The organism is Agarivorans sp. TSD2052, from assembly GCF_023238625.1.
Taxonomy (GTDB): Bacteria; Pseudomonadota; Gammaproteobacteria; order Enterobacterales; family Celerinatantimonadaceae; genus Agarivorans.
The window spans coordinates 3612842-3639483 of record NZ_CP096670.1 but is presented as its reverse complement, the minus strand read 5'-3'; the positions used below and the strand labels follow the sequence as shown (position 1 = coordinate 3639483).

At 45.1% G+C, this 26642-nt stretch carries 25 protein-coding genes; 18 read left to right on the top strand and 7 right to left on the bottom strand.

The window, feature by feature from the left end:
• The first annotated feature begins 21 nt into the window (after window positions 1–21).
• From M0C34_RS16510 to M0C34_RS16495, 4 genes are all read left to right on the top strand, one after another.
• The gene (locus M0C34_RS16510) at window positions 22–1056 is read left to right on the top strand and encodes a type IV pilus twitching motility protein PilT (protein WP_248712770.1); all 1035 of its coding nucleotides are present in this window, start codon (window positions 22–24) and stop codon (window positions 1054–1056) included.
• An 8-nt stretch (window positions 1057–1064) separates the two neighbouring features.
• Window positions 1065–2183, top strand: a complete 1119-nt coding sequence (locus tag M0C34_RS16505; RefSeq protein ID WP_248712769.1) for a PilT/PilU family type 4a pilus ATPase — start codon at window positions 1065–1067, stop codon at window positions 2181–2183.
• A 22-nt stretch (window positions 2184–2205) separates the two neighbouring features.
• Complete coding sequence (yaaA, locus tag M0C34_RS16500; RefSeq protein WP_248712768.1) at window positions 2206–2985, top strand: peroxide stress protein YaaA; 780 nt, start codon at window positions 2206–2208, stop codon at window positions 2983–2985.
• Between the two features lie 201 nt (window positions 2986–3186).
• Window positions 3187–3918: an OmpA family protein gene (locus M0C34_RS16495; RefSeq protein ID WP_248712767.1), complete on the top strand. Its 732-nt coding sequence runs from the start codon at window positions 3187–3189 to the stop codon at window positions 3916–3918.
• 73 nt (window positions 3919–3991) lie between these two features.
• On the opposite strand, the gene srmB is transcribed toward M0C34_RS16495, so the two are convergent.
• Complete coding sequence (srmB, locus tag M0C34_RS16490) at window positions 3992–5248, bottom strand: ATP-dependent RNA helicase SrmB (protein ID WP_248712766.1); 1257 nt, start codon at window positions 5246–5248, stop codon at window positions 3992–3994.
• Between the two features lie 107 nt (window positions 5249–5355).
• Between srmB and M0C34_RS16485 the strand changes: the two genes are divergently transcribed.
• Both M0C34_RS16485 and brnQ read left to right on the top strand, forming a co-directional pair.
• Window positions 5356–6072: a tRNA1(Val) (adenine(37)-N6)-methyltransferase gene (locus M0C34_RS16485; RefSeq protein ID WP_248712765.1), complete on the top strand. Its 717-nt coding sequence runs from the start codon at window positions 5356–5358 to the stop codon at window positions 6070–6072.
• Window positions 6073–6203: 131 nt separating this feature from the next.
• Window positions 6204–7511, top strand: a complete 1308-nt coding sequence (gene brnQ, locus M0C34_RS16480) for a branched-chain amino acid transport system II carrier protein (RefSeq protein ID WP_248712764.1) — start codon at window positions 6204–6206, stop codon at window positions 7509–7511.
• A gap of 55 nt (window positions 7512–7566) precedes the next feature.
• Here the strand turns inward: brnQ and fldB are convergent, their stop codons facing one another.
• Window positions 7567–8091, bottom strand: coding sequence for a flavodoxin FldB (fldB, locus tag M0C34_RS16475; RefSeq protein ID WP_248712763.1), 525 nt, complete (start codon window positions 8089–8091; stop codon window positions 7567–7569).
• Window positions 8092–8195: 104 nt separating this feature from the next.
• Here fldB and xerD point away from each other — a divergent pair, with 104 nt between their 5' ends.
• From xerD to trxC, 4 genes are all read left to right on the top strand, one after another.
• Window positions 8196–9104: a site-specific tyrosine recombinase XerD gene (gene xerD, locus M0C34_RS16470; RefSeq protein ID WP_248712762.1), complete on the top strand. Its 909-nt coding sequence runs from the start codon at window positions 8196–8198 to the stop codon at window positions 9102–9104.
• A gap of 110 nt (window positions 9105–9214) precedes the next feature.
• Window positions 9215–10066 (top strand): bifunctional protein-disulfide isomerase/oxidoreductase DsbC, encoded by an 852-nt coding sequence (dsbC, locus tag M0C34_RS16465; protein WP_248712761.1) that lies wholly within the window; start codon window positions 9215–9217, stop codon window positions 10064–10066.
• An 82-nt stretch (window positions 10067–10148) separates the two neighbouring features.
• Complete coding sequence (gene recJ, locus M0C34_RS16460; RefSeq protein WP_248712760.1) at window positions 10149–11870, top strand: single-stranded-DNA-specific exonuclease RecJ; 1722 nt, start codon at window positions 10149–10151, stop codon at window positions 11868–11870.
• Between the two features lie 25 nt (window positions 11871–11895).
• A complete protein-coding gene (gene trxC / locus M0C34_RS16455; protein WP_248712759.1) occupies window positions 11896–12333 on the top strand; it encodes a thioredoxin TrxC in 438 nt (145 codons plus the stop codon).
• A gap of 51 nt (window positions 12334–12384) precedes the next feature.
• Here trxC and M0C34_RS16450 read toward each other — a convergent pair whose 3' ends face one another.
• From M0C34_RS16450 to M0C34_RS16440, 3 genes are all read right to left on the bottom strand, one after another.
• On the bottom strand, window positions 12385–13386 hold the full coding sequence (locus M0C34_RS16450) for a hypothetical protein (protein ID WP_248712758.1): 1002 nt from the start codon (window positions 13384–13386) through the stop codon (window positions 12385–12387).
• A 129-nt stretch (window positions 13387–13515) separates the two neighbouring features.
• Window positions 13516–13761: a hypothetical protein gene (locus tag M0C34_RS16445; protein ID WP_248712757.1), complete on the bottom strand. Its 246-nt coding sequence runs from the start codon at window positions 13759–13761 to the stop codon at window positions 13516–13518.
• Window positions 13762–13837: 76 nt separating this feature from the next.
• Complete coding sequence (locus M0C34_RS16440; RefSeq protein ID WP_248712756.1) at window positions 13838–14233, bottom strand: hypothetical protein; 396 nt, start codon at window positions 14231–14233, stop codon at window positions 13838–13840.
• A gap of 298 nt (window positions 14234–14531) precedes the next feature.
• On the opposite strand from M0C34_RS16440, the gene M0C34_RS16435 reads away from it, so the two are divergent.
• Window positions 14532–14927: a GlcG/HbpS family heme-binding protein gene (locus M0C34_RS16435; RefSeq protein WP_248712755.1), complete on the top strand. Its 396-nt coding sequence runs from the start codon at window positions 14532–14534 to the stop codon at window positions 14925–14927.
• Window positions 14928–15322: 395 nt separating this feature from the next.
• Window positions 15323–17605, top strand: a complete 2283-nt coding sequence (locus M0C34_RS16430; RefSeq protein ID WP_248712754.1) for a DUF4962 domain-containing protein — start codon at window positions 15323–15325, stop codon at window positions 17603–17605.
• 60 nt (window positions 17606–17665) lie between these two features.
• Here M0C34_RS16430 and M0C34_RS16425 read toward each other — a convergent pair whose 3' ends face one another.
• Window positions 17666–17815, bottom strand: a complete 150-nt coding sequence (locus M0C34_RS16425; RefSeq protein ID WP_248712753.1) for a hypothetical protein — start codon at window positions 17813–17815, stop codon at window positions 17666–17668.
• 334 nt (window positions 17816–18149) lie between these two features.
• Window positions 18150–20054, bottom strand: a complete 1905-nt coding sequence (locus tag M0C34_RS16420) for a sigma-54-dependent Fis family transcriptional regulator (protein ID WP_248712752.1) — start codon at window positions 20052–20054, stop codon at window positions 18150–18152.
• Window positions 20055–20343: 289 nt separating this feature from the next.
• On the opposite strand from M0C34_RS16420, the gene M0C34_RS16415 reads away from it, so the two are divergent.
• The 6 genes from M0C34_RS16415 to M0C34_RS16390 all read left to right on the top strand — a co-directional run bounded on the left by M0C34_RS16415 (window position 20344) and on the right by M0C34_RS16390 (window position 26323).
• Window positions 20344–21444 (top strand): ABC transporter ATP-binding protein, encoded by a 1101-nt coding sequence (locus M0C34_RS16415; RefSeq protein WP_248712751.1) that lies wholly within the window; start codon window positions 20344–20346, stop codon window positions 21442–21444.
• The gene (locus M0C34_RS16410) at window positions 21437–22540 is read left to right on the top strand and encodes an ABC transporter ATP-binding protein (RefSeq protein ID WP_248712750.1); all 1104 of its coding nucleotides are present in this window, start codon (window positions 21437–21439) and stop codon (window positions 22538–22540) included. The genes M0C34_RS16415 and M0C34_RS16410 overlap by 8 nt, the downstream gene beginning before the upstream one ends.
• Entirely contained in the window at window positions 22533–23396 is an 864-nt protein-coding gene (locus M0C34_RS16405; RefSeq protein ID WP_248712749.1) for a carbohydrate ABC transporter permease, read from the top strand. Before M0C34_RS16410 ends, M0C34_RS16405 begins: the two co-directional genes overlap by 8 nt.
• A 22-nt stretch (window positions 23397–23418) precedes the next feature.
• Window positions 23419–24219, top strand: coding sequence for a carbohydrate ABC transporter permease (locus M0C34_RS16400; RefSeq protein ID WP_248712748.1), 801 nt, complete (start codon window positions 23419–23421; stop codon window positions 24217–24219).
• A 10-nt stretch (window positions 24220–24229) separates the two neighbouring features.
• Window positions 24230–24502, top strand: a complete 273-nt coding sequence (locus M0C34_RS16395) for a DUF2160 domain-containing protein (RefSeq protein WP_248712747.1) — start codon at window positions 24230–24232, stop codon at window positions 24500–24502.
• Between the two features lie 96 nt (window positions 24503–24598).
• Entirely contained in the window at window positions 24599–26323 is a 1725-nt protein-coding gene (locus M0C34_RS16390) for an ABC transporter substrate-binding protein (RefSeq protein ID WP_248712746.1), read from the top strand.
• Window positions 26324–26642 lie beyond the last annotated feature (319 nt).

The following is a 26642-nucleotide window of genomic DNA, read 5'->3' as shown; positions in this document are numbered from 1 at the left end:
CAACGTCGAGGAATTGAATAAATGGATGTTACCGAATTACTGGCCTTTAGTGTAAAACATAACGCGTCAGATCTACACCTATCAGCTGAATTACCGCCAATGATTCGAGTTGATGGTGAAGTTAGAAAAATAAACTTACCTGCGCTTGAACATAAACAAGTTCATAGTTTGATTTATGACATTATGAACGACAAACAGCGAAAAGAGTATGAAGAGAACTTAGAAATCGATTTCTCGTTTGAGGTTCCAAGTATTGCTCGCTTCAGGGTTAACGCCTTCCAACAGAACCGTGGTGCAGCAGCGGTATTCAGGACGATTCCTTCAGAAGTATTGACCTTGGATCAGTTGGGCGCGCCTGCGATCTTTCGCACAATATCTGAGCATCCTCGTGGCTTGGTATTGGTGACAGGGCCTACGGGTTCGGGTAAATCAACCACGCTAGCGGCAATGATCGATTACATTAACGAGCAGCGCCATGAGCATATTCTTACCATTGAAGACCCGATAGAATTTGTTCACAAAAACAAAAACTGCTTGATCAACCAACGGGAAGTTCACCGAGACACCCATAGCTTTAATAACGCATTGCGTTCGGCACTGCGTGAAGATCCCGATATTATTCTGGTGGGTGAATTACGTGACTTAGAAACCATTCGTTTAGCACTAACCGCAGCTGAAACGGGTCACTTAGTATTTGGCACCTTGCACACCACCTCAGCAGCTAAAACCATTGACCGTGTTATCGATGTATTTCCAGCGGCAGAAAAAGACATGGTTCGTTCTATGTTGTCAGAGTCATTACGCGCAGTAATCGCCCAAACTTTACTTAAAAAGCTTGGCGGTGGGCGAGTGGCCGCACATGAAATAATGATTGGTATTCCGGCTATTCGTAACTTAATCCGCGAAGATAAAGTGGCGCAAATGTACTCTGTCATTCAAACTGGTATGGCGCATGGTATGCAAACCCTTGATCAAAATCTTAAAGAGTTGGTAAACCAAGGCATGGTGTCTTATGAAGACGCTAAAACTAAAGCCGCTGATCCCAACAATTTTTAGGAGGAGCTATGTTACTCGATGATCTATTAAGCGATATGTCAGAGCGCAAAGCATCAGATTTGTATCTTTCTGTGGGGGTCCCGCCGAGTGCAAAAGTGAGTGGCCGCTTAACCCCGTTAAATGAACAAAAACTCATGCCTGAGCATGTGATGGCGATGTTGGCGACTATTCGTACTCCTGCTCAGCTTGAGGCTTTTGAACATGGTCGAGAGGCCAACTTTGCTATCGCGCGCAAAGGCTTAGGCCGCTACCGGGTGAGTGCATTTTATCAACGTGAACAGCCAAGCATGGTGATTCGCCGTATTGAGACAAATATTCCCAGTTTTGAGCAGTTGCAATTGCCGCCGATTCTTAAAGAAGTTGGCTTGTCTAAGCGTGGCTTAATTTTGTTTGTGGGGGCAACGGGGGCAGGTAAGTCTACCACTCAGGCCAGTATGATTGATTATCGCAACCATAATTCTAGCGGCCATATTCTCACCATTGAAGATCCGGTAGAATTTATGCACAAACACGCTGGTTGTATTGTTAATCAGCGCGAAGTAGGCATCGATACCCCTTCGTTTGAAGAGGCCTTAAAGAACTCACTGCGTCAGGCTCCTGATGTGATTCTAATTGGCGAAATTCGTACCCGCGAAACCATGGAGTTCGCCTTACAGTTCTCTGAAACTGGTCACCTTTGTATGGCGACGCTGCACGCCAACAATGCTAACCAAGCTTTAGATAGGATCATGCACTTAGTACCAGAAGAGCGGCATCGCCAGTTGTGTTTCGATTTGTCGTTTAACTTGCGGGCAATTGTGGCGCAGCAATTAGTGCCAACAAGAGATGGCAGTAGTCGACGCGGCGTATTTGAAATTTTGCTTAATACCCCCTTAGCGGCTGACCTGATCCGTAAAGGTGAAATGCATAAACTCAAAGAGCTGATGACGAAGTCTCGTGAGCAAGGGATGTTAACTTTTGACCAAAGCTTATTTGAGCTATATGAGTCCAGTGTGATCGGTTACGCCGAGGCGATTGCGCATGCTGATTCTCCTAACGATTTACGTCTATTGATTAAATTGCATGGCACCGATAAATCGAATAGTTTAGACAGTGGTATGTTAGACGGTGTTACCGTCGATTTTTAAATGCATAAAGTAAAGGAGCATTATGTTAGCGGTTATTTCACCAGCTAAAACTCTCGATTTTAGTTCCGAGTTGCCCAGCCATAAGCATACTCGGCCAAGCCTGATAGAGCATAGCGCCGAGTTAATTGATGTGGCTCGACAGTTGAGCCCAGCAGATATAGCCAGCTTAATGAAAATCAGTGATAAATTAGCAGGCTTAAACGCCGCGCGCTTTGCTGATTGGTCTGCTGAATTGCCAGAAGAGTATGCCCGCCAAGCTATTTTTGCTTTTAAAGGTGATGTCTATACGGGGTTAGATGCCAGTAGTTTAAGCGCTCAGCAATTGGATTACGCGCAACAACATTTACGTATTTTGTCGGGCTTGTATGGTTTGCTAAAACCCTTAGATTTAATGATGGCTTATCGGCTGGAAATGGGAATTAAACTAGGCAACGCCCGAGGCAATAACTTGTACCAATTCTGGGGTGACATTATTACCGAGCAGCTGAATCAAGCCTTAGCTGAACAAGGTGATAATGTATTGGTTAATCTAGCATCGAATGAATATTTTAAGGCGGTGAAGCCTAAACGGTTAAACGGCAGTGTTATCACCCCCATTTTTAAAGATCAAAAAAATGGTCAATATAAGATTATTAGCTTTTATGCAAAGAAGGCTCGCGGACTAATGGCGCGCTATATGTTTGATAATAAAGTGTCTAATCTCGAGCAACTTTGTGCGTTTGATTCCGATGGTTACTATTTCGACGAAGTCAGCTCTAATGCGACAAACTTAGTGTTTTTACGTGACCAAGTTAACGCTTAACCAGCCTAGTTTTTACTACCTGTTTACATATCCTCAGCAAGTGAATTGATTACACTTAATAATTGATTCACTTGTGATTTACGCCAAGGCCTGCCAAAATCAGCTTTATAACCGCCAAAGAGTGGTATGAAAGGGTAAAGACTGGCTTATTTTTCTCAACGTAGTGACATGAATGTCGCATTAAGGCCATACGGAGATAGTATGAAAAATAAGATTGCATTGGTTGTAACATTGGTTGGCGCAGCAGCCTTATCGGGTTGTTCAAACGCGCCAGAAGGGGATGCTGGAATATTGTGCCCTGCTATTGGCGCAGGGTTTGGTGGTATCGTTGCTGGCGGCGCAGGGGCTGTTGGTGGCGGTATTGTCGGCGCGATGTTTTGTGCAAATCCCGACAAAGACGGTGACGGCGTAGCTAATAGCCAAGACGAGTGTCCTGATACTCCAGCTGGGGCTGTGGTGGATGAGCGCGGTTGTGAGATCGTTGAAGAAGTGGTTGTTGTCGAAGAAGTGATGGTGGAAGAAGTAGTAGTGGTTGCAGTTGCAGCAGCAGTACTTATTCCAGAATCTTGTGAGCAATACGTGATGGTTGAAGACAACCAAGTGGTTGGTTTTGAGCACATTTTGTTTGGCTTTAACAAAGATGAATACGACGCAGAAGAGCAACAAAAGGTTGAGTGTATTGCTAAAACCATTATTGCTAATGAGTTAACTATCGACGCTGTTGGTTATACCGACAATATCGGTAATGACGAATACAATATGGCATTAAGTGTACGTCGTGCAGACAACGTAGCTGATGCTTTGTTGGCCGCAGGTGTAACAGCCGACCGTGCGGTAGAAGAAGGTAAAGGCGAAGCAGCACCTGCAGCTAGCAACGCGACCGAAGAAGGACGCGCCCATAACCGTAGGGTTGAAGTTCGGGTTTATAACTAATTAAGCCATTACCATAAAAAAAGCCACGCATTGCGTGGCTTTTTGTTACTGAGTGATCGCCATTAAAACAAGGTTACTTCTTGGCTTTTTTAGCCAGTTTCTTAGCGCGACCTTTAGCGCGCTTTTTAGCGAGCTTCTTATCCACCACGGTTTTAGGTTTCTTCTTCTTAGCGGGCGCAGCTGAAATTTTGTTAGTAGGGCGCAAGCTGTCAATTACTCTGCGTTTAATGGGTTCTTCGGTATAACGTTCAGCCTTAGCTAATGCCCCCATGTCATGGGCTTCCACTAGGTTAATTGCTATTCCTTTACGTCCTGCACGAGCGGTACGACCGATACGGTGTACGTATACATCGGGGGTGCGCGGAAGGTCGTAGTTAAAGACATGACTAATTTCTGGAACGTCTAAGCCTCGTGCGGCAACGTCAGTGGCAATGAGAAACTTTACGTCACCGTCTCTAAATGCCTGCATGGCTTGGTTACGTTTATCTTGCGCCATTTCGCCGCGTAAGTATGAAGCCTTTACATCATCACTTTGTAAACGTTCTGCAAGGGCGTATAAGCGCTCGCGAGTTTTTACAAATACGACACAGCGTTCAATATCTTCATGCAGTAAATAGTGGCGAAGCAATTGATACTTGTGCTCAGCATCATCACAAAAATGCACTAATTGATGAATTTTTGCTCGCTCGCTACGTGGAGAGTTTATTTCAATCTGTTGTGGTTCTTGCATTACCTTCTCGGCAAAACGCAATAAACCGGCGCCTTCCAAAGTGGCAGAAAACAACGCTGTTTGCCCACGTTCGCTGGTGGCATCACTGATGGTTTCCATGTCTTTAATAAAACCCATGTCTAACATGCGATCGGCTTCGTCAAGGATCAATACTTCGATAGCTTGGCAATCGAACACTTTGTAGGTGATGTATTCCATTAAACGACCAGGGGTCGCAATCACAATGTCGATATTGCTTTTGAGTTGTTCAGCATGCACATCGTATTTGACCCCACCGGTGATATCGATAGTGGTAAGGTTAGTATGGGCGGTGGCTAGACGAGCTTGCTCGGCGACTTGCATCGCTAATTCACGAGTCGGGGTTAATATGAGTACTCTACCTGGTCCAGCTTTGCGGCGTGGGTAATCCAATAAGTGTTGGATTGCCGGCAATAAAAAAGCCAAGGTTTTGCCGGTACCGGTTGCGGCACTGGCTAATACATCTCGACCGTCTAGCATCGCAGGGATCGTTTGCTGCTGGATCAATGTGGCTTTAGTTAAGCCCATCTCGCTAACAGCTTGTAAAATTTGAGAGTCTAGGTCGAGGTCTTCAAAGGTCATTAGAAAATCTACCAATTTGTGAGGCGCCATCGACTTGAATCAAAAGCGCGGGTCATTTACATTCGCGGCATAGTATAGCGCCAAACAGAGGCAAGCAAGAAGTGATCATGCATAAACAACGTTCAGGCTTCACTTTTAAGCAGTTTCATGTAGCACATGATCAGTGTGCCATGAAAGTGGGAACCGACGGGATCTTATTAGCGGCTTGGTTGCCTATGGAAGCAGCCTCGCTAATTTTGGACGTGGGAACGGGCACAGGCCTGATCAGTTTAATTTTGGCTCAGCGTACTAAGGATAGCGTGCAGATTGACGCGATTGACATTGAAGCAGATGCTTGCCGGCAGGCGCAACAGAATGTTAAACATAGCCCATGGCCGAATAAAGTGATGGTACGCCAACAAAGTATGCAGTTATTCAAGCCCAGTTATGCCTATGATCTTATCGTGTCTAACCCCCCCTATTTTCCTGCAGGGCAAGAATTTGACAAAAAGCGGCAATTGGCTCGCCATAGTGGTGAGTTGAATGCGCAACAGTTTTTTGCGGCCGCTGAAAGCTTGTCGCATAACGACACCCATATTGCCTTGGTATTGCCTTGTGATGTTGCTGCCCGCTGGTTGCTTTGTGCAGAAAGTCACCAGTGGTATCTTGAGCGGCAAGGCGTGGTAAGTTCGGTTATGGGTAAAGCGCCGATCCGTAATCTTCTGCTGTTGTCTCGTAACAGTAAAGCGATAGCTGTTGTCGAGCAAATCCTTATCTATCAAGAAGATAAACGCTACTCATCGCAGTACGTTAATCTTTGTGGTGAATTATATTTAAAAATGTAGGTTATTTGGTTGTTGAGTTGGATCAATTGCCGTTAATGTAGCCTAATGTTCTGGTTTATTGTTTATATCTCGTGCTATATACTGCTTCGCTTAAAATTATAATCGATAGCAAACTACAACGGGGAAAACACATGACCAAAGCGCTTGGATCATGGAATACAATTAGTTTAGGGATGATGGTATTTGCCTTCTTTTTAGGCGCAGGCAATTTGATATTTCCACCTATGGCTGGGATGTTAGCAGGTGATAACCTGTTAGTGTCTATGTTAGGTTTTTTGGTTACCGCTGTAGGCTTACCACTACTGGGTTTACTGGCTATCGCTAAAGCGGGTGGTGGTATTGTTGAATTAGGGCGTTATTTGCCGAGTAAAGCGGCTAATGCCATCGCACTCGCCATTTACCTGGTGTTAGTACCTATGTTTGGTATTCCCCGAACCTGTTTGGTCGCTTATGAGCTGGGTTTAGTGCCGTTAGTGGAGAATGCAAACCAGTTAACGCTAATCGGGTATTCACTGTTTTACTTCTCTGCAGCTTTGTTTTTTATCTTACGCCGTGGTGGCCTGATAGACAGTGTGGGTAAGGTGATTACTCCTTTATTGGTGATGTGTATTGCAGCCATAGGTTTTGCGGTTTTTAAGCAACCTTTTGCAGAAATAGCGCCAGCTCAGCAAAACTTTGCCTCAATGCCATTTGGTCAAGGTTTCATTGATGGTTACAACACTATGGATGCCTTAGCAGCCTTGATGTTCGGGGTGTTGATGATTGACGCCCTAAATAGTAAAGGTGTTACCGGAAAAGCTGAGCAGTTTGGCTATTTAGTTAAAGCCAGTTTAATTGCGGCCACTGGCTTAACGTTATTCTACGTGGTGTTGTTTTACCTAGGTGCTACGGCGACAGGGGTCGCACCCGAAGCGAACAATGGTGGTGAAATTATCGTCGCTTATGTTGGCTTTTTGTTTGGGCCTAAAGGCCAATTGTTGTTATCAACCGTGGTTGGTTTAGCCTGTTTTACCACGGCAATTGGCGGTATTTCATCGTTCTCAACCTATGTTAATAATAACTTTAAGCTATCTTACAAAGTGACGGCTATTGTTACCGCTGCATGTTGCGCATTGGTTGCTAATATCGGTTTAACGCAATTGCTGGTAGTGTCTATTCCTATTCTTATTGGTATATACCCAGTGGCGGTTGCGTTGATTGCGTTTAATTTGATGGTGTCTTTGTTTAAACGTCCAGAGATGTCAGCGCGATTAATCGTGGGGGTAGCTGCAGCGTTTGGTTTGTTAGATGCGATTAAAGCCGCAGGTGTGGACATGGACGCGTTTAATATTTTGCCTGGGTTCTCGCAAGGCTTTGCATGGCTGCTACCAACCTTAGCGGCGGTAATTGTTAGTGTTCTAGCACGCCCAGTAAAAGAGCAGGTAGTCGAAACAGCTTAAGCTACTGAAAGACAATATAGCCGCATTTATTGGGCGGCTATATTGTGAAAGAGCGTTAGTTAACACCGAGTTGCTTTAGCTCTAAGCGTATTTGTTCACACCAACGTTGAATACGACTATCACTGGCGTCATATTGGTTTTCGTCATCTATGGCTAAACCGTAAAAAAATTCACCGTCTTCGGTTAGCGCTTTAGAGGCTTCAAACTCATACCCTTGATTAGGCCAGAAACCGATAAAGTTGGCCCCTGAGGGCGCGAGCTGTTCGAACAGCATGCCCATGGCATCTAAAAACCACTCGCTATAACCCACTTGGTCACCCAAACCGAACAGAGCAATGGTTTTATTTTTTAAATCAAGACTTTCTAGGTTATCCCAGACTGCTTCCCAATCTTCTTGTAATTCGCCATAATCCCATGTGGAGATCCCAAGAATCAGTAGCGAATACTCGGACATTTTATTTATATCGCAGTCTTTGATGTTAAACATGTCGACCTGGTCTTCGCCAAATTCAGCCTGAATTTTTTCGGCCACTATCTCGGTGTAGCAGGTAGAAGAACCATAGAAAAGGCCAATACGCATGGTTAAACATCCTTTAGGGTTGATAAATTTCGCGGGCAGTGTACCAAAAGCCTTAACTAACACCAATATACAGGCTGTGTTGCTCAGGCTTACAGTGGAACAATATGCCAAATAAACAGATAAGTGACGGCTCTAGCATCCATGTCGATCGCTTTATAGAACAATTGTGGTTTGAACATGGTCTCGCTGACAATACCCTGAATTCTTACCGTAATGATTTGCAACAATTAGCCAGTTTCTTAGCCCTGAAAGATATTAAGCTTGAGCTGGCAACAGCCATAGAACTGCAGAGTTTTATTGCCTCACGCTATGAACTCGGCCAAAAAACAAGCACAGCGGCTAGGCAGCTTTCAAGCTTACGACGTTTTTATCGATTTCTAGTACAGCAGCAATTTAGGGCTGATGATCCGACTGCTTTATTGACCCAGCCCAAATTAGAGAAAAAGTTACCGGGCACATTAAGCGAAGCTGAAGTTGATGCCTTATTGGCTGAGCCGCAGATTGAAGACCCGATCCAGCATCGAGATTTAGCGATGTTGGAAGTGCTGTATGCTACCGGTCTTAGGGTAACAGAATTGGTGAGTTTGCAAATGGAGCAAGTAAGCTTACGTCAGGGCTTAGTGAGAGTCATCGGTAAGGGGGGCAAAGAGCGTTTAGTCCCTTTAGGCGAGCAAGCTGTGGACAGCATAGAGCAATATCTACGTCAGGCTAGGCCGATGCTTCTCAATAGCGAGAGTGATGTATTGTTTCCTAGCTCACGTGGTCGTCAAATGACTAGGCAGACCTTTTGGCATCGAATCAAGCGTTATGCGAGTTTAGCGGGGATTGCGAGTGATATATCCCCCCATACACTGCGTCATGCTTTTGCTACTCACCTATTAAATCACGGTGCAGATTTAAGAGTGGTGCAGATGTTATTAGGACATAGCGACCTATCTACTACCCAAATATATACTCATATCGCAAACCAGCGTTTGCGTTCGGTTTATCAACAGCATCATCCTCGTGCTTAAGCGAGATGAGAATAAGTTTGTAATTAAATTTTGCAATTACATTATAGAGGCGGTAAGTTTTGCAGGGTTTGCACGGTCTGCTTAAACACCCCTAATTCGGAGAAAATTTAATGAGATTATCCAAGGCCTTATTGTTGTCGTTCAGCCTTTTCGGTTTAAGCTTAAATAGCGCGTGGAGCGACGACAGTGCAGAGCTAAGCAGTGAGCAGCAAATTAGTGTGTTGCAACAACAGGTAAAAACCTTAGAAAGCCAGCTTAATACATCTGCAAAGTTGGATAGCAGCAAAACTAAGCACGTCATTGAGGCGCGTCTAGGGGTAAAAGTTGATGCAATAGCCGAAACACCATTAGCGGGCATCTATGAAGTAGCAACTAGCCAAGGTATGTTTTATGTCAGTAATGATGGCCAGTATCTGATTCAAGGTAGCTTGTTTGATTTGGTTAACCGCGTAAATCTAACCGATGCAAGTATGGCTAAAGTTCGGATTAAACAGCTCGCTAGCTTTGAAGACGACATGATTGTGTTTAAAGCTAAAGATGAAAAACACGTGATTACGGTATTTACTGATACTAGCTGTGGCTACTGTCGTAAGCTGCATAACGAATTGTACACCTACAAAGATAAAAACCCTCAAACTAAGAAAATTGAAGAGTTACCCGGTTACACCGATTTAGGCATTACGGTACGTTATTTAGCCTTTCCTCGCGGTGGGGTCGATTCACCAGTATATGGTGAAATGCAAAGTGTGTGGTGTGCTGACGATAAAGCGGCTGCCATGAGCTCGGCCAAAAATGGCCGCTCCATTGCCAACGCTAGCTGCAATAATAATGTTATTCAGCAATACCAATTAGGCGAAGCCTTTGGTGTGCGTGGTACCCCTGCCATGGTGTTAGAAGATGGCACCATGCTGCCAGGTTACCGACCTCCTGCAGCACTACTTGACTATTTAAACCAAGGTTAAGCTTTTTTGCTGCTATCAGGCTCCTGCTTTTTGTTATAAAGGGGAGCCTTTTTTATTTCACTTAAATAGAGTAGCCAATTACGTGTTATTACGCCGCCGAGACAATTTCGATACCCAATCACTGCCCGCTGAGTGGCCAGAACTGATTAAACAAGTGTATGTGCGTCGCGGCGTAAAAACAGCCGCCGACGTTGAGCGCCGAGCCCAAGCCTTGCTGCCGTTTCAAGGCTTACAGGGTATGGATGATGCCGTTAATCTACTTATTGATAATTTACAGACAAGAAAAAAAATAGTTATTGTTGGTGACTTCGATGCCGACGGTGCCACCAGTACCGCGGTGTTAATGGCAGGCTTGCCGCAGTTTGGTTTTCGCGGCGTAGGTTTTTTAGTGCCCAACCGTTTTGAATATGGCTATGGCTTAAGCCCCGAAATTGTCGAGCTAGCTGCCGCCAAGGGAGCAGAGCTAATTATCACTGTCGATAATGGTATCTCGAGTTTATCTGGGGTTGATAAAGCGCAATCACTGGGTATTCCAGTGTTAATTACCGATCACCATTTACCCGGTGAACAGTTGCCCAAAGCTGCAGCCATTGTTAACCCCAATTTATCTGCTTGTGCTTTTCCTAGCAAAAACCTTGCAGGGGTAGGGGTGGCATTTTATCTGTTAATGGCTTTACGCAGTAAAATGCGTCAGCAAGACTTATTTGCCAAACAAGGCTTGCTAGAGCCTAATATTGCCAGTTTATTGGATCTTGTGGCCCTCGGTACGGTTGCAGATGTGGTGCCGCTAGACAGCAATAATCGCATCTTGGTGCATCAAGGAATACAGCGGATTAGAGCGGGGGCCTGTCGGCCTGGCATTCAAGCATTAATCGAAGTATCGGGCAGAAATAAAGCCAATATGGTGGCCAGTGATTTAGGTTTTGCTATTGGCCCACGCTTAAATGCAGTAGGGCGGCTAGATGACATGAGCTTAGGGATCCACTGTTTACTGAGTGATGACATCCATCACGCCCGTCAATTGGCCAGTGAAATGGATAGTTTAAACAGTGAGCGTAAAGACATAGAACAAAGCATGCAGCAAGAAGCGCAAGTCAGTGTTAGTCAGCTGAGCCTAGATGCTGAAAGCTTGCCTAAGGCGCTGTGTTTGTATCAAGCTGACTGGCATCAAGGCGTAGTGGGGTTGGTGGCTTCTCGAATCAAGGAGCAGCATTATCGGCCGGTATTCGCCTTTGCCGATGGTGATAATGGCGAAGTGAAGGGCTCTGGTCGTTCCGTGGCGGGGGTGCATCTGCGAGATTTATTAGAGCGGATAGATACTCAACACCCAGGCTTAATTAGCAAATTTGGAGGCCATGCCATGGCTGCGGGCTTATCACTACCCCAGTCGCGTTTTGCCGAGTTTAAAGCGTGTTTGGAAGAAACCGCCAAAAGCTTCATAGATGAAGACTGCCTGACTCATACTTTACTGAGTGACGGTGAATTACTCCCTGAGCAATTGGTCTTAGCCTTTGCCGAAATGCTACGCGAATCAGGGCCGTGGGGACAGGGTTTTCCAGAACCCTTGTTTGATGGTTATTTTGAGCTGTGTAGCCAGCGAGTGGTAGGCGAAAAGCATTTAAAGATGAGCGTTAAATTACCAGGCATGAATAATGAAATTGATGCCATTGCCTTTAATGTTGACCGCAATATTTGGCCCAACGCTAGCTTAAAACAGGTGCAGCTAGTGTATAAGTTAGATGTGAATGAGTTTAGAGGTCGCCGCAGTGTGCAGCTAATGGTAGAGCATTTAGCCCCTGCGTAAACTTACTATATTTGGAGAACAGTAGATGTCTGAATCGTTAATAGTTATTTGCCCAAGCTGTAAAGCGGGTAACCGTTTGCCTCTATCACGTATGGGGGAGCAAGCTAAATGTGGTAAATGTAGCCAAGCCTTGTTTAATGGCCAGCCTATTGAGGCTGATGAGGCGAGTTTTGCCCGCCACATTAGTGGTGATTTACCGGTAGTGGTCGATTTTTGGGCACCGTGGTGTGGCCCTTGTAAAAGCATGGCGCCGGCTTACCAGCAAACAGCGGAGCAATTTGCCCATAAAGCGCAGTTTTTAAAAGTGAATACTGAAGAGCAACAAGCGCTAGCGCAGCGCTATCAAATTCGCTCTATCCCTACGTTAATGTGTTTTAGAGGCGGTAAACTACTTGGCCAACAAGCGGGTGCTTTACCTGCACAAGCGATGCAGCAATGGATTGAGCCGTTTATACAGTCTTAAGCGCTAAATGTAGACAAAAATGCCCAAGCTAATTGCTGGGCATTTTTAGGGTTAACCGCGCACTAAGTTTTGTAAGTGGATGATCGCCTTTATCGCATTCTCAAAAGAAAAAACAATATTAGGCTCTGCTAGCTGAAGGCTTTCGAAGTGTTCAGGCTCAATAAGTACGGCTTCGTGTATCGCACCTTGATAATCTATTAAAGCCCAGTCCAATAAACTGTAGGCGCCGGCATAGGCATAAGAAGAACTAATTCTGATGACATTTAGGTTTGCTACCGTGTCATGCTTCACCTTCCAAGTAAATTCACCCACACGGAAAGCGTCATCACCAACAAGCTCATAGGTGGCGGGTTGAGGTATGATTAGTTGCGCTATCTGGTCGACCGTTTTATCGGTAATTGAGCCTTCAGCAATCAAACTATCCTCGCTATCAACCACGATCAGTGCTTGCGTGGGGACCGATATTACCTTGTAACCAAAGCCTTCAAAGTGCGCGTTGTTCCAACTCCAGGAAACGTCTTCAATATTCAGTGCCTTATTTAGTGCGCCGTCTTTTGAAAGGTCAATTTGCTCAGCGTAAAGCTTGAAATTGGTATCGATACTTGCGCTGGTTATAAATAAGTGGTCATCCATTACTTGCATTTGGTCGCTTGAGCTAAGCCAAGACGCGTTATCGACTAGATTCCAAGATGTTCCATTCCAGATGTCTGAGCGAGTTGACTGGGTATAGCTAATCTCTTCTTCGAAGGTGTTATTTTCAGGGGAGTATTTGACTGAGTATGGCTGTGGGTCGTTGGCAAATACATCAATGTTTATGGTATTTTCTTCGAAATGGTTCGCTGCATCGTCGGAGCTGTTAACAATGTAGCTATTTTCCCAGCTTAGTATTTGCTGGTATTGTTCAAGGGTTAACTGACTAGGAGTTAACACCGGGGGATTGGTAGTTGGAGGATCGATAGGGTCTAATTTACTGCCGTCTCCGTTGTCACCACCTCCGCAGCCAGCTAACGATAAACCAAAAGAGAATGTCAAACAGACTAATAACGTGCGCATCCTATATCCTTATATAATCAAATGACTTCATTGTCACTAACGATGAAGTGCGCAGATAATGACATAAAACATATTAATGTTTAAGTTATATTTTCATCAAGGGATTATAATTAGGTGCTGTCGGTACAGTTATTTTTCTTTAGTTGTTTTGGGGTCGTTCGAGCTAGCTTTCATTAAGATTAAAGTTAGCATGATTTTACTAGGGACCAGCAACAGTAAGCCCAGACCGATGATTCCGGCGATAATCTGCACGCCTTGTACGCCCATGCTAACGCTAATATCAGTAAACATAGCCAGGCCAACCCCGCCAATAACTAACATTAGCCCAAGGGTCATCACGCTATACAGCACATACTTCCAAGATTGTTGAGTCACCACTAGCTGCCATTTGTCTTAGGTTATGAGTGTATTATTCAGCAGGCCTTGCTTTGCTATATTGCGCTAGCGCAGTTTATTGAAAATCTTTTGCATCGGCCGCTGTAAATGATGCTTTGTCTAGGGTTGTGTCTACAATTGCTTGGTTGTTCCATCTCAGCGAACCTCGCACTAACCAGTGTGAATTAATTAGTGGGGCTTGTGGCATAGAAACAATCACCTGCAGTTCTTGTTGGTCGGCAGTTTTGGTATCAAGTAAAAAACGAGAAGGGCTTAAGGGATGAACGGCAGAAATTAACACTATGCCTTTTATGTAGGCGGGCTGTTGTTTGTTTAACGCGTCCTCAAGTTGTTGTTCATCGACAGTAATAAAAGGGCTATTAGGCGACCATGTATAATAGCAAAAAAGGGCGATCAGTAGCGCCATGACTATCGGGATTCGCTTATCGATATTTTGAGGGTCTTTTGCCAAAATGATCCACCTGTTTGCTGATATTTTCTTAGCCTAACATAAGTGCACTGAGGCTAGAGGGATGTTTAACGTTATTATCCCTATACCTGTGATATAACAGACCTAGTCTGATAATACCCGCTTTGGCTTGCGCTAATTTTTTATCTGTTCTACCGCTGGTTGATTTACTCAATCGCATTCTGCCGGATTAAGTGGCGATAATCAGTACTAAAGTGCGAGGTAATTGAGCCTAAGCTATTGGCATCGGCGTTAATCCTTTTTAGACTCAAGCCACTATTTTTACTTATAGAGACTTCTTATGGATATTAGTTTTGATCATGCCAGTACTTTAATTCAGCAAGCTTTGAGCTTAGCCAGTCAGCAGCAAGTAAATATTGCAGTGGCTGTCGTAGATGCCCACGGCGAATTGGTGAGTTTTGCGCGCATGGATGGGGTCGCTTTTCATGCCGCGGTGTTGGCGCAAAACAAGGCTTACACCTCGGCGCGTGATCGCCAGCCCACGGCAAACTTGGCAGCTTGGGCTCAAGATACAGGTAAAGACCTTGGGTATTGGAGTGATCCCCGTTTTACTGGTATTGCAGGTGGTGTCCCTATTTATTTGCAAGGGCAAGTAGTTGGTGCAATTGGTGTCAGCGGCATGAGTGAGCAAGACGATGCCGCTTTGGCGCAGGCGACTATTGATGCTTTAGCCTAACAGAGTTCAAACTTTACCGATTAGTGTGGATCTTTGGTTTGCGCTATTGAGTTATCTCTCATACTATTTCCCGTCAATCTATTTGACACTACTCAAGCGTGGTTCAGTATCTCGCTGCTTAGCTTGAGGGGAAGGCCCATCTGAAAGCTCAGCTTAACCAATCCTCAATTATCCATAGATATGGGGTGATTTGTGAATAGACTGTTTTGCTTAAGCTTAAGCTGAATAGGTTTAGATGCTGCTATTAACAAAGCGGCTAAGGCCATTTGGCTTAATGGCACCCGCTTATATTTAAGCAGAAGTTAACATTAAGCTTGCTCAGATTGAGTTTTAGTCGCTCAAGTCATAGGGCGAAAATGCTTTTCGAAGCAAAATGAAAAATACAGGGAAGTAATATGAGTGTTGGAATGAACAAGCCTTTGGCTCAATCTATCAAGCTAAGCTTTTTGGCTTTGCCGTTGTTATTGAGTGCCTGTGCTGGCGGTGATGAAGAGTCCGCAGCGTTTGTTTCTGAACCAGCGGTTGTAGCTAAAAGCCTTAGCCTAGATGAAGGTAATACGCACTTAGTTGAGGGCGACACCAGCCAATTACAGATAAATATCGAATATGAGAATGGTACGAGCAAGCGTCTAGCAGCTTCTGACATTAGTTGGGCATGTGACTCATCAGCGGTGAACATAAATAACAAGAGCTTTTTAACGGCTTATGAAGTCGGTGAAGCGACATGTACCGTGACTTGGGAAAAGTTAAACCTAGCGGTAGGTTTTACGGTAAGCGCGGAACAAATTTTGGTGGATTATATCGCCATTTTGCCGCAAGGATCGTTGGTTATGCCTTTGGCTACCAAGCAAAGTATTCAACTTATTGGCTATTTTTCAGATGGCTCAAGTGAAGCATCTCCGAGTGATAGTCAGTTTAGTTGTGATAGCGATGTAGTAAGTGTTGATGCCAAAAATGTACTCACCAGTAACAGTGTCGGGCAGGCAACTTGCACCGCTACGTGGCAAGGAAAGAGCAGCGACTTATTGGTTACTGTGCTTGCGCCATCAGCAGATAACCATAAACTTTCTTTATCTTTTCTCGACCATTTACGTTACTCCGATAAAGATTACAGCCGTTTTTCTGCTTGGGTTGATCAAGCGGTAGCAGGTAACCCCGGTTATGGCTTTTCTCCTGTTGATGCTGTCTATATGTTCTACCTCACTCAAGATAAAAAATATATCGATCTAGCGATTGAGGATGTGGAAGCTCAGGTTGTTGCGGCTGAACAAAAGATGGCCGAGAACGACAAACCAAAAACCAGCTTTGACTCTTACTTATATGTTGGTGATTTCATCTCTGAGTTAGCCTATACCTACGATTATGGTTATGACTTACTCACCGAAAGTCAAAGAACACGTTGGAGAAACTACGCCGAACAAGCTATCTGGAATGTGTGGAATCATAAAGACGCTCAGTGGGCGGGGAACGCTTTCCCATGGAGCGGTTGGGCTACGACTAATCCCGGTAATAACTATCACTTTAGTTTTTTGAAAGCGACCATGACTTGGGCCTTAGTTGATGAAAATGAGACTTGGTTAGCGCTGCTAAACGATGACAAATTACCTAAGTTGGTTGAGTACTTTGCTCAATTTGAAGGAGGAGGTAGCCGAGAGGGCACCGGTTATGGTGTCGCTCAGGGTAAACTATTTGAGCTTTATCTTATCTGGCGTGATTCGGTCGGTGTTGATTTGTCTGCAGAGTCACAGCATACCAAACAGACTATCGATTATTGGATCCATGCTACAACGCCAGGTCTAGAAAACTTTGCGCCAATAGGCGACCAATCTCGAGTCTCATTTCCGGTTTTCTTTGATTACCATGAAAATCTAGTGCACCGTGCGGCATCACTGAACATTGGTAGCGATGAAGCTAAACGTGGTAAGTGGTGGTTAGACAATAATTCTGTAGAGCAAATACGCTACGGCTTTAATTTGCATACCACCTTGTTGCAGCAAGAACTAAATGAGTTGGTCCCCAGTGATTTGATTTACCATGCAACCAGTGCAGGACACATATTTGTTCGCTCTTCTTGGAATGATGATGCGACTTGGTTATCTGCAGTGGCTGGCATCTATGATGAGTCTCATGCTCATCAAGACCAAGGCGCATTTAGCCTGTTCAAAGATGAGTGGTTAGCGGTTACCCAAAATATTTGGTCGCACAGCGGTATTCATCAAGAAAGCGCAGTACACAACATTATACGCTTTGAAGAAGCGGGTGAAATTATTCCCCAAAAACGGGGTACCGAAGCCAGCATGACTTACAGCGTTGATGGCGCAGACACCACCATTAACATGGACCTGAGCCAGATATACCCAGCCTATGACTCGATTACTTCTTGGCAACGAGAAATTCGCTTTAGCGATCGCCAAGTGGTGGTGAGTGACCAATGTGTTGTGGCAAATACTGTCTCTGCTATTTGGCAAATTAATTTGCCAGTAGAGCCAATCGTACAAGCTAATGGTTCGATACTCGCAGGTAACTTATTGATAACTCCAATTAGCCCCGCCAAACCTTCGGTGAAAATCGTGAATTGGCAGGACGTGGATGCAAAAGAGTACCTAGAACCACGCTATAAGTTAGAGCTAGAAAGTGCTGACTGTAGCTACCAAGTGCAGTTAGACATAGTCAATTAGTCGCTAACTAAGCAAATCAACTAAAATGGGAGCTCAGAGAGTTCCCTTTTTTACTTGTGCTTAAAGGCTAAAATAAAACAACAGCAATAGCAGTAAGGCCGCCAGCAATAGCAGATTACCATCGCGTTTTGCTTGTTGTATTTGAGTGGTATCAGTCACTCGCATCGGCGTATGTTTAAGGTAGATAAATTCGATTAGAAACCATGCCATCGGCAACAGCAATAAGGGGTAAGCGCTATTAAGGCGATGTGCTAAATAGCCTGTGGTAACTAGGTTTAGCAAATGAAATGAATATCGAGCTATCGCTCGCCAACCAAAGCGCCTACTGCTGTGTATATAACTGAGTTGGCCACAGTATTTACAACAGCAAGGCGACGCAGAGCCTGACAAATACTTAGACCAAAATTTGATGCCGCACTGTTGGCAAGAGGCACATAAAAACATCCAATACCGCTCACTTTCTCTGTAAACATATAGTCATTAACACTAAAGCTAAGCAAACTGTGACGAACAGTCAAGGGTGTTGTATTTACGCCAAGCTTATCTATTTGTAACCACTTTCTCGCAAACGCTTGTACACGGTATTACGGCTCACACCAAGCTGTTGTGCGGTTTTAGATATGTTGCACGACAGTGATTGGTATAGCGCTACGATGTCATCATTGGTGGCGGTTTTATGAGTGTCTGCCTCATTATTAAGTGGCGCAACCGAAGGAGTAAACGCTTCAACATTCGTGGCTTTGCTGGCTAAATCAGCAAAGAAGTCGTCGGGTAAGTGAGGTAAGTCAATCGCTTGATTGTCTGACATGGCTTGAGCAATTTGAATCACACTGACTAACTGACGAATGTTACCCGGCCAGGGATGCTGACAAAAGCTATGCATTGCCCGCTCGGTGATCAGCGCATCTTGCGGGGATTCGGCGTAGTAATTAAGTAAAAACTGGATCAGGTGTTGGCGGTCACTACGATGGCGTAAGGCTGGCAGTTCGATGTTTAAACCGCTTACTCGGTAATATAAATCTTGGCGAAAACTACCCGCTTCTACGTCGTCTTTTAGATTGCGGTTGGTAGCCGATACCAGTTTAAAGTCCACTGGATAAGACTCTGTACTGCCTAAGGGATTAACTCGACGCTCTTGTAATACACGCAGTAATCGCGCCTGCACGTTAAGTGGCATGTCGCCAATTTCATCTAAAAATAGGGTGCCTTTGTCGGCCTTGCGAATTAGGCCAATATAGCCCTTGCTGCTAGAACCAGTGAAAGCCCCTTTTTCATAGCCAAATAGTTCTGATTCAACCAATTCTTGCGGAATAGCTGCGCAGTTTACCGTTACCATATTCTGTTTACTGCGTTGACTCGATTGATGTAGCGCTTTGACAAACACTTCTTTACCAACACCGGTTTCTCCGCGAATGAGAATGGGGATGTCTTTGTCTACAATGCGTTTACTTTGCGCGACGGCTTTGGCCATTACCGGGTCACCTAAGCTTAAATCATCTAGCAAGAAGGATTGTTTTTCAGAACGATGTTGCGGCTTGGCGGTCGAGTTACTGTTTAGCAGAGTTCTAAAGTCGAGTACTCGTGGTTTGGCTTGTTTAGGCTTGTGTAAAATACCATGAACTCGGAACTGTTGACGGGTTAACAAGGGAACTTGAAAGCTCTCCGGTTGGTTAATTAATTGACCAACGCTCACATCAAAAAGCTCACTGATATTCACTAACTTTAAGTCGGTCGCCAATACTAACTCAGCGCGCCGGTTGGCTGAGATAACCAAACCTGTTTCGTCAAAAACGATCAGTGCAGACCACTGGCTATCAATGTTTTCTGGGCTGGTATTAAACCGAAGCAAAAAGTGTTCATTATTGAAATGAGATATAATCAGTTGGTTTTCAACTGCCTGCGACATGATTTTTACCATGCCCAAAGTATGAGACTCAGGTAAGTAGGTATCACTGGATATATCAATCACCCCGACCATCTCCCTATCTACACCGTATATAGGTGCAGCTGAGCCAGTCATAAAGCGATTAGCGACTAAGAAGTGTTCGTCGTGATGAATTTGTACCACACTACCGGTTTTTATGGCTGTACCAATGGCATTGGTGCCTAACACCGGCTCTTGCCAGCCAGTGCCAGGGGAAAATATCTCGTGGTGTTGTTGTTTAAATCGTTGTTCACCCCAGCTTTTTAGCACGTAACCTTGATGGTCTGCCAGCATCACTTGACTGTTACTATTGGCTAATAAGTTTTCGTAATAGGGCAAGACTTGGTGATGAGTGGTTTCGAGTAATTGATGATGTTGTTCCAGTAAACAAGATAGATCTCCGACAGATTTATGCTCAAGCTCGGGCTCACTGTGATGGGTTAGGCCTGACTCACGGCAGCGCTGCCAAGAATGTTTAATTAAGGCTTCATGCTCCAAATACCACTGCGATTTTTCGCTCATCATCGTCCCTTCATCAGCATCACATCTGCTTGTATGACCTGTATCCGGCCTGAACTTTCGCATACGAACATTAACTGGTCAAAGTTTATTAACAAAATGTTCACATTGATCACGTTTTATGAACATGTTTATTTTCAATAAAAAACGTAAATATTTTAATTTTATTTTAAATCAGTGGTTTAGTTTCATTTGGTGAATGTGGCATGGCTCTAGCAATACCTTTCGTAGATTTGCGTATTTGAACACAGTGCGAACATTGTTCAGCACGAACGTTAAAGGAGAGCCCCCACCCATGTCACTGACATTGGAAAATGTAACAAGGATGGTTGATGGCCAATACTACATAAATAAAGCCAGCCTCAATTTTGAGCCGGGTTCGTTTAATGTATTACTTGGTCGCACCCTGTCGGGTAAAACCAGTTTGATGCGATTAATGGCCGGATTAGATAAACCTAACTCTGGTCGTGTGCTGATGAATGGTTTAGACGTCACTGGCGTGTCGGTACAAGAACGTAATGTATCGATGGTTTATCAGCAGTTCATTAACTACCCCAATATGACGGTGTACGACAATATTGCCTCGCCATTGCGTTTGGCTAAAGAATCAGAAGCCACCATTAAGAAGCGGGTAATGGAAACCGCCGAGATGTTGCGGATTACCGATTATCTTTCACGCTTGCCTTTAGCGCTTTCTGGCGGTCAGCAGCAACGAACCGCGATGGCTCGAGCGTTGGTAAAAGATGCCGATATCATTTTATTTGATGAGCCCTTAGTTAACTTAGATTACAAGCTGCGTGAAGAGTTACGTCAAGAAATGCGAGACTTGTTTGCACAGCGTAACACCATCGCGATTTACGCGACCACAGAGCCCAACGAAGCCTTAGCGCTGGGTGGCACCACCACCATATTGCATGAGGGCTGTGTGGTGCAAAGTGGTCCCACCGCAGAAACTTATCATTCGCCTTGCAACGTAACAGCCGCCGCGTTGTTTAACGAGCCGCCAATTAATTTGATTAGCGGAAAAATGAGCACCACTGAAGTGACCTTTGATGACAAGGTGCACTTCCCACTAAATGCCGATCTTAAAGCCTTGGGCGAAGGCGATTACCAGTTTGGTATTCGCCCTAGCCATTTAAGCTTACTCCCTAAAAATGATGATGACCTAGAGATTTCAGTGCAGGTGGAACTCGCCGAAATTTCGGGCTCAGAAACCTTCTTACATGTACGTAACGAGCATTTTCAATTAGTGCTGCATCTCTCTGGCGTGCATTCCTACCAGGTGGACGAAAAAATTAAAATTTATGTGCCTACCCACAAGCTGCATGTATTTGACCAAGCAGGGCAACTCATTCAGGCCTCGAGCCGCCGCATAGAGGATCATTATCATGGCTGAGATCCAACTCAAATCACTGGCTCACTGCTATGACAAAAATGCCGAGCAGCCGCAATACGCTATACGAGAAATGAACCACGTATGGCACAAAGGCGGAGCCTATGCCCTGTTGGGGCCATCGGGTTGTGGCAAGTCAACCTTGTTAAATATTATTTCAGGTTTGTTAGAGCCATCAGACGGTGAGGTATTGTTTGATGGAGTGCGAGTGAATGACATTCCACCGCAAGAGCGCAACATTGCCCAAGTGTTTCAGTTCCCCGTGGTGTACGACACCATGACCGTATATGACAACCTCGCTTTCCCGCTGCGTAACATGGGCGCGAGTAAGGCCAAGGTGCAATCAAAGGTGGGTGAAATTGCCGAAATCCTTGAGCTTACCGCGGTACTCAATAAAAAAGCCGCCAACCTGAGTGCCGATGAAAAACAAAAAGTCTCTATGGGGCGGGGCTTGGTGCGAGATGATGTATCCGCCATTTTGTTTGATGAGCCACTTACGGTTATCGACCCGCATTTAAAATGGAAGCTACGCCGAAAGCTTAAGCAAATTCACGAGCAGTTCAACATAACCATGGTCTACGTGACCCACGATCAACTTGAAGCCTCTACCTTCGCCGACAAAATTGCGGTGATGTACAACGGCCAAGTGGTGCAATTTGGCACGCCCCGAGAGCTGTTTGAGCAACCTAACCATACCTTTGTGGGGTATTTCATCGGTAGCCCCGGCATGAACCTGCTGGAGGTTGAGCGTTGCGAGCAAGGTGTGTGTTTTGGCGAGCAAAAGATAGCCCTTAGTCATAATGAGCTGGCCGCGGTTAACGCCACTACCTCAACCAACCTAAAGGCGGGTATTCGCCCCGAGTTTGTGCATGTATGGGACAAACCCAATGGTAATGCATATCAAGCCGAAGTGCTGTTTGTTGAAGATTTGGGTACTTATAAAATTCTCAGTTTACAGCTGGGAGAGCAGGTTATTAAGGCTCGCCTGCAAGAAGACCAAAGAGTACCGCAGCAACTTGCTTACATCAGCTTTCCTGAACAATGGCTGATGTTATACATCGACGAATACTTGGTGGCCAAGGAAGATAATCATGATTAAACCCTATACCAATAAGGCGTGGTACTTGGTATTGCCAGTGTTTGCGCTGGTTGCCTTTAGCGCCATTATCCCCTTAATGACGGTAGTGAATTACTCCATTCAAGACATTTTTGATGCCAATACGCGTTATTTTGTGGGCACTGAGTGGTACCGAGAAATCCTTAACGATACGCGCTTGCATGATTCACTGTTACGCCAATTTATTTTCTCTGGCTCGGTGCTGTTAATCGAAATTCCTCTAGGTATTTTGGTGGCATTAATGATGCCGGCTCGAGGCCCTGGCTCGGTGGCATGTTTGCTCACCTTAGCGCTGCCTTTGCTGGTGCCACTTAACGTGGTGGGCACCATTTGGCAGATCTTTGGTCGAGCTGATATTGGCTTATTTGGTTGGGCGCTTAATAGCTTGGGTATTGACTACAACTATGCCTCTAATCCGATGGATGCGTGGTTTACCGTATTGCTCATGGATGTATGGCACTGGACCTCGCTAGTGGCCTTGCTGTGTTATTCAGGCTTGCGTGCGATTCCTGATGCTTATTATCAAGCGGCCCGTATTGACCGCGCTTCAAACTGGGCTGTATTTCGCTTTATTCAATTACCGAAGCTAAAAAATGTGCTGCTGATTGGTGTACTGCTGCGCTTTATGGACAGCTTCATGATTTATACCGAGCCCTTTGTGCTTACCGGTGGTGGCCCAGGTAACTCAACCACTTTCTTAAGCCAAACCCTAACCAAAATGGCTGTAGGCCAATTTGATATCGGTCCGGCTGGGGCGTTCTCGATCATTTACTTTTTAATCATCTTGTTAGTCAGTTGGCTGTTCTACACCGCCATGACCCATAACGACGGTAAGTAAGCACTAGCGAAAGGATGCAACTATGAATATCAAAAAAACACTGGGAATGAGCCTATACATATTGTTCCTACTGTTACCCATTTATTGGCTAGTGATTATGTCGTTCAAGGGTAATCAAGAAATTTTGGGTGGCTTAAGTTTTTGGCCTGAACATTTCACCGTAGCCAACTACGTGACCATTTTCAGCGATGCCAGCTGGTATATGGGTTACGTTAATTCGATTTACTACGTGTCGCTGAATATGGTGATCACCTTGGCGGTGGCTTTGCCAGCGGCTTATGCCTTTTCGCGATTTCGCTTTATTGGTGATAAGCACTTGTTCTTTTGGCTGCTTACTAACCGTATGGCACCACCGGCGGTATTTTTGCTGCCGTTTTTCCAGCTTTATTCTTCGGTGGGTTTATTCGATACCCACATTGCGGTGGCCTTGGCGCACTGTTTATTTAATGTGCCATTAGCGGTGTGGATTTTGGAAGGATTTATGTCGGGCGTACCCAGAGAAATTGATGAAACCGCCTACATAGACGGTTATAGCTTCCCCCGCTTTTTTGCCAAAATTTTTATCCCACTTATTCGCTCGGGCATTGGGGTTACGGCTTTCTTCTGCTTCATGTTTAGTTGGGTAGAGTTGCTATTAGCCAGAACGCTTACCTCGGTAGATGCTAAACCGATTGCTGCAGTCATGACCCGCACCGTGAGTGCCTCGGGGATTGATTGGGGCGTATTAGCTGCGGCAGGGGTATTAACCATTTTACCCGGCGTATTGGTTATTTGGTTTGTAAGAAACCATGTGGCAAAAGGTTTTGCCCTCGGACGGGTATAGGAGAAACAACATGAATTGGATGGCATGGACTACTCCATCAGCATTATTTTTTACCGGCATTGGTTGCATTTTATTTGCCATGACCTGCTGGGAATTAAAGAGCCCTTGTGTAGCAAGAAAAGGGTTTTTACCGATCACTACCACCCGTGGTGATCGATTGTTTATTGGTTTATTGACCAGCGCGTTTATTCACCTTGGCTTTATTGGGATGACTGAACTGAGCATCTGGTTGCCGTTTTCGGTAGCGGTGGTGTGGCTGATTATTGTAATGAAATGGGGGTGACCAGCACAAAATTTGAGAGCAAAAAGGATGTGCGATGGCATCAAAAAATGCCTTAGAAAAACAACATGCACTTTAAAAAACAAAAGGAATGAAGAAATGCCCTACAACAGAAAATCAGTGTTTAAGCTGGCTCGCCTGAGTGTAGCCATGGTTATTGCCGGATGCAGCAGCTTAGCCCTAGCAGATCAATACAGCGATGCTGCCAAACAATGGGTAGGAGATGAGTTTACGCCTTCAACCTTAAGCCAGCAGCAGCAAATGGATGAGATGGCATGGTTTACCGAAGCGGCAAAACCATTTCGCGGTATGGAAATCAATGTTGCCTCAGAAACCATTACCACCCATGAATATGAAAGTAAGACCTTAGCCAAGGCGTTTTTCGAGATTACTGGGATCAAGGTTAATCATGACTTGATCCAAGAAGGTGACGTGGTAGAAAAACTGCAAACGCAAATGCAGTCGGGTCGTAATATTTATGATGCCTACGTAAACGATTCAGACCTAATTGGTACCCACTTCCGTTACGGTAAAGTGGTGCCCATTAGTGATTTTATTAAAGGCGAAGGTAAAGAGGTGACCTTGCCAACCCTAGACTTAGAAGATTTTATTGGTTTGAGCTTTACTACAGGCCCAGACGGAAAAATCTACCAACTGCCAGACCAACAGTTTGCCAACCTTTATTGGTTCCGCGCCGATTGGTTTGAACGTAGCGATCTAAAAGACAAATTCAAAGCCGAGTATGGTTATGAGTTAGGCGTGCCACTTAACTGGTCAGCCTATGAAGACATTGCCGAGTTCTTCTCTGAGAAAGTAAAAACCATTGATGGCGAGCGAGTCTATGGCCACATGGATTACGGTAAAAAAGATCCATCTTTGGGCTGGCGCTTTACCGATGCTTGGTTATCAATGGCGGGTGCCGGCGATAAGGGTATTCCAAATGGTATACCGGTAGACGAGTGGGGGATTCGTGTTGAAGGGTGTAACCCTGTTGGCTCAAGTGTTGAGCGGGGTGGTGCTACCAATGGCCCTGCGGCCGTTTACGCAACATCTAAGTACGTTGAGTGGCTTAAAAAATATGCGCCACCAGAAGCGCCCGGTATGACCTTTGGCGAAGCAGGCCCAGTGCCAGCTCAGGGGGCGATTGCTCAACAAATCTTCTGGTACACCGCCTTTACCGCGGATATGACCAAACCGGGTTTACCGGTGGTGAACGAAGATGGTACGCCAAAATGGCGTATGGCACCTTCGCCACGCGGCCCCTACTGGGAAGAGGGTATGAAGTTGGGGTATCAAGATACCGGCTCGTGGACGTTCTTAAACTCCACTCCGCTAGACAGACGCCAAGCAGCTTGGTTGTATGCGCAGTTTGTGGTGTCTAAATCAGTATCACTTAAGAAAACCTTAGTGGGCTTAACGCCTATTCGTGAGTCAGATATTAACTCGCAAGCGATGACCGACGCCGCGCCTAAACTAGGTGGTTTGGTCGAGTTTTACCGCAGTGATGCGCGAGTACAATGGACACCCACCGGCACCAACGTACCAGACTATCCAAAACTGGCACAGCTTTGGTGGCAATATGTGGCTGAAGCCGCCAGTGGTGAGAAAACTCCGCAACAAGCCATGGACGGCCTAGCCGCAGCGCAAGACAAAGTGTTAACCCGTTTAGAGCGCAGCGGTGCGCAAGGCGAGTGTGGTCCGAAGCTTAATCCTAAGCAAGACGCCTCTTACTGGCTAAACCAACCTGGCTCACCCAAAGCCAAGCTAGCCAACGAGAAGCCGCAAGGTAAAACTATTGCTTATAAAGATTTAATCGCCCAATAAGCAAGCGTGTAAGTTAAAAGACTCAGCCTTGGCTGGGTCTTTTTTTTTAGCTTTTAAAGTTGGGATAAATAGCAAGTCTGGTTTTAAATAAGAGTCAACACTTTTGAACTTGCTAGGTATATTTATTCAATCTTTCTTCGTGTGCCTTTATAGGTCTCCTTCTGTCTTTGTTGGGCTCACGTAACTGCAGTCTTGCTATTTCTTTTTCTATAGAATTTATATTTTTGACCTTCCCAACCTTTACACTCTCAGCCAACTTCCTTCTAAAGCAAAAAACTGTATCAGACCCTTTTCTTGAGAGGCGCTTTACCAAACTTAC

Excerpts from the sequence above, each read along its gene's own strand:
- M0C34_RS16510 (WP_248712770.1), top strand. The coding sequence starts at position 22 with ATGGATGTTACCGAATTACTGGCCTTTAGTGTAAAACATAACGCGTCA.
- M0C34_RS16505 (WP_248712769.1), top strand. The coding sequence starts at position 1,065 with ATGTTACTCGATGATCTATTAAGCGATATGTCAGAGCGCAAAGCATCA.
- yaaA (WP_248712768.1), top strand. The coding sequence starts at position 2,206 with ATGTTAGCGGTTATTTCACCAGCTAAAACTCTCGATTTTAGTTCCGAG.
- M0C34_RS16495 (WP_248712767.1), top strand. The coding sequence starts at position 3,187 with ATGAAAAATAAGATTGCATTGGTTGTAACATTGGTTGGCGCAGCAGCC.
- srmB (WP_248712766.1), bottom strand. The coding sequence starts at position 5,248 with ATGACCTTTGAAGACCTCGACCTAGACTCTCAAATTTTACAAGCTGTT.
- M0C34_RS16485 (WP_248712765.1), top strand. The coding sequence starts at position 5,356 with ATGCATAAACAACGTTCAGGCTTCACTTTTAAGCAGTTTCATGTAGCA.
- brnQ (WP_248712764.1), top strand. The coding sequence starts at position 6,204 with ATGACCAAAGCGCTTGGATCATGGAATACAATTAGTTTAGGGATGATG.
- fldB (WP_248712763.1), bottom strand. The coding sequence starts at position 8,091 with ATGCGTATTGGCCTTTTCTATGGTTCTTCTACCTGCTACACCGAGATA.
- xerD (WP_248712762.1), top strand. The coding sequence starts at position 8,196 with ATGCCAAATAAACAGATAAGTGACGGCTCTAGCATCCATGTCGATCGC.
- dsbC (WP_248712761.1), top strand. The coding sequence starts at position 9,215 with ATGAGATTATCCAAGGCCTTATTGTTGTCGTTCAGCCTTTTCGGTTTA.
- trxC (WP_248712759.1), top strand. The coding sequence starts at position 11,896 with ATGTCTGAATCGTTAATAGTTATTTGCCCAAGCTGTAAAGCGGGTAAC.
- M0C34_RS16450 (WP_248712758.1), bottom strand. The coding sequence starts at position 13,386 with ATGCGCACGTTATTAGTCTGTTTGACATTCTCTTTTGGTTTATCGTTA.
- M0C34_RS16435 (WP_248712755.1), top strand. The coding sequence starts at position 14,532 with ATGGATATTAGTTTTGATCATGCCAGTACTTTAATTCAGCAAGCTTTG.
- M0C34_RS16430 (WP_248712754.1), top strand. The coding sequence starts at position 15,323 with ATGAGTGTTGGAATGAACAAGCCTTTGGCTCAATCTATCAAGCTAAGC.
- M0C34_RS16425 (WP_248712753.1), bottom strand. The coding sequence starts at position 17,815 with ATGGCATGGTTTCTAATCGAATTTATCTACCTTAAACATACGCCGATG.
- M0C34_RS16420 (WP_248712752.1), bottom strand. The coding sequence starts at position 20,054 with ATGATGAGCGAAAAATCGCAGTGGTATTTGGAGCATGAAGCCTTAATT.
- M0C34_RS16415 (WP_248712751.1), top strand. The coding sequence starts at position 20,344 with ATGTCACTGACATTGGAAAATGTAACAAGGATGGTTGATGGCCAATAC.
- M0C34_RS16410 (WP_248712750.1), top strand. The coding sequence starts at position 21,437 with ATGGCTGAGATCCAACTCAAATCACTGGCTCACTGCTATGACAAAAAT.
- M0C34_RS16405 (WP_248712749.1), top strand. The coding sequence starts at position 22,533 with ATGATTAAACCCTATACCAATAAGGCGTGGTACTTGGTATTGCCAGTG.
- M0C34_RS16400 (WP_248712748.1), top strand. The coding sequence starts at position 23,419 with ATGAATATCAAAAAAACACTGGGAATGAGCCTATACATATTGTTCCTA.
- M0C34_RS16395 (WP_248712747.1), top strand. The coding sequence starts at position 24,230 with ATGAATTGGATGGCATGGACTACTCCATCAGCATTATTTTTTACCGGC.
- M0C34_RS16390 (WP_248712746.1), top strand. The coding sequence starts at position 24,599 with ATGCCCTACAACAGAAAATCAGTGTTTAAGCTGGCTCGCCTGAGTGTA.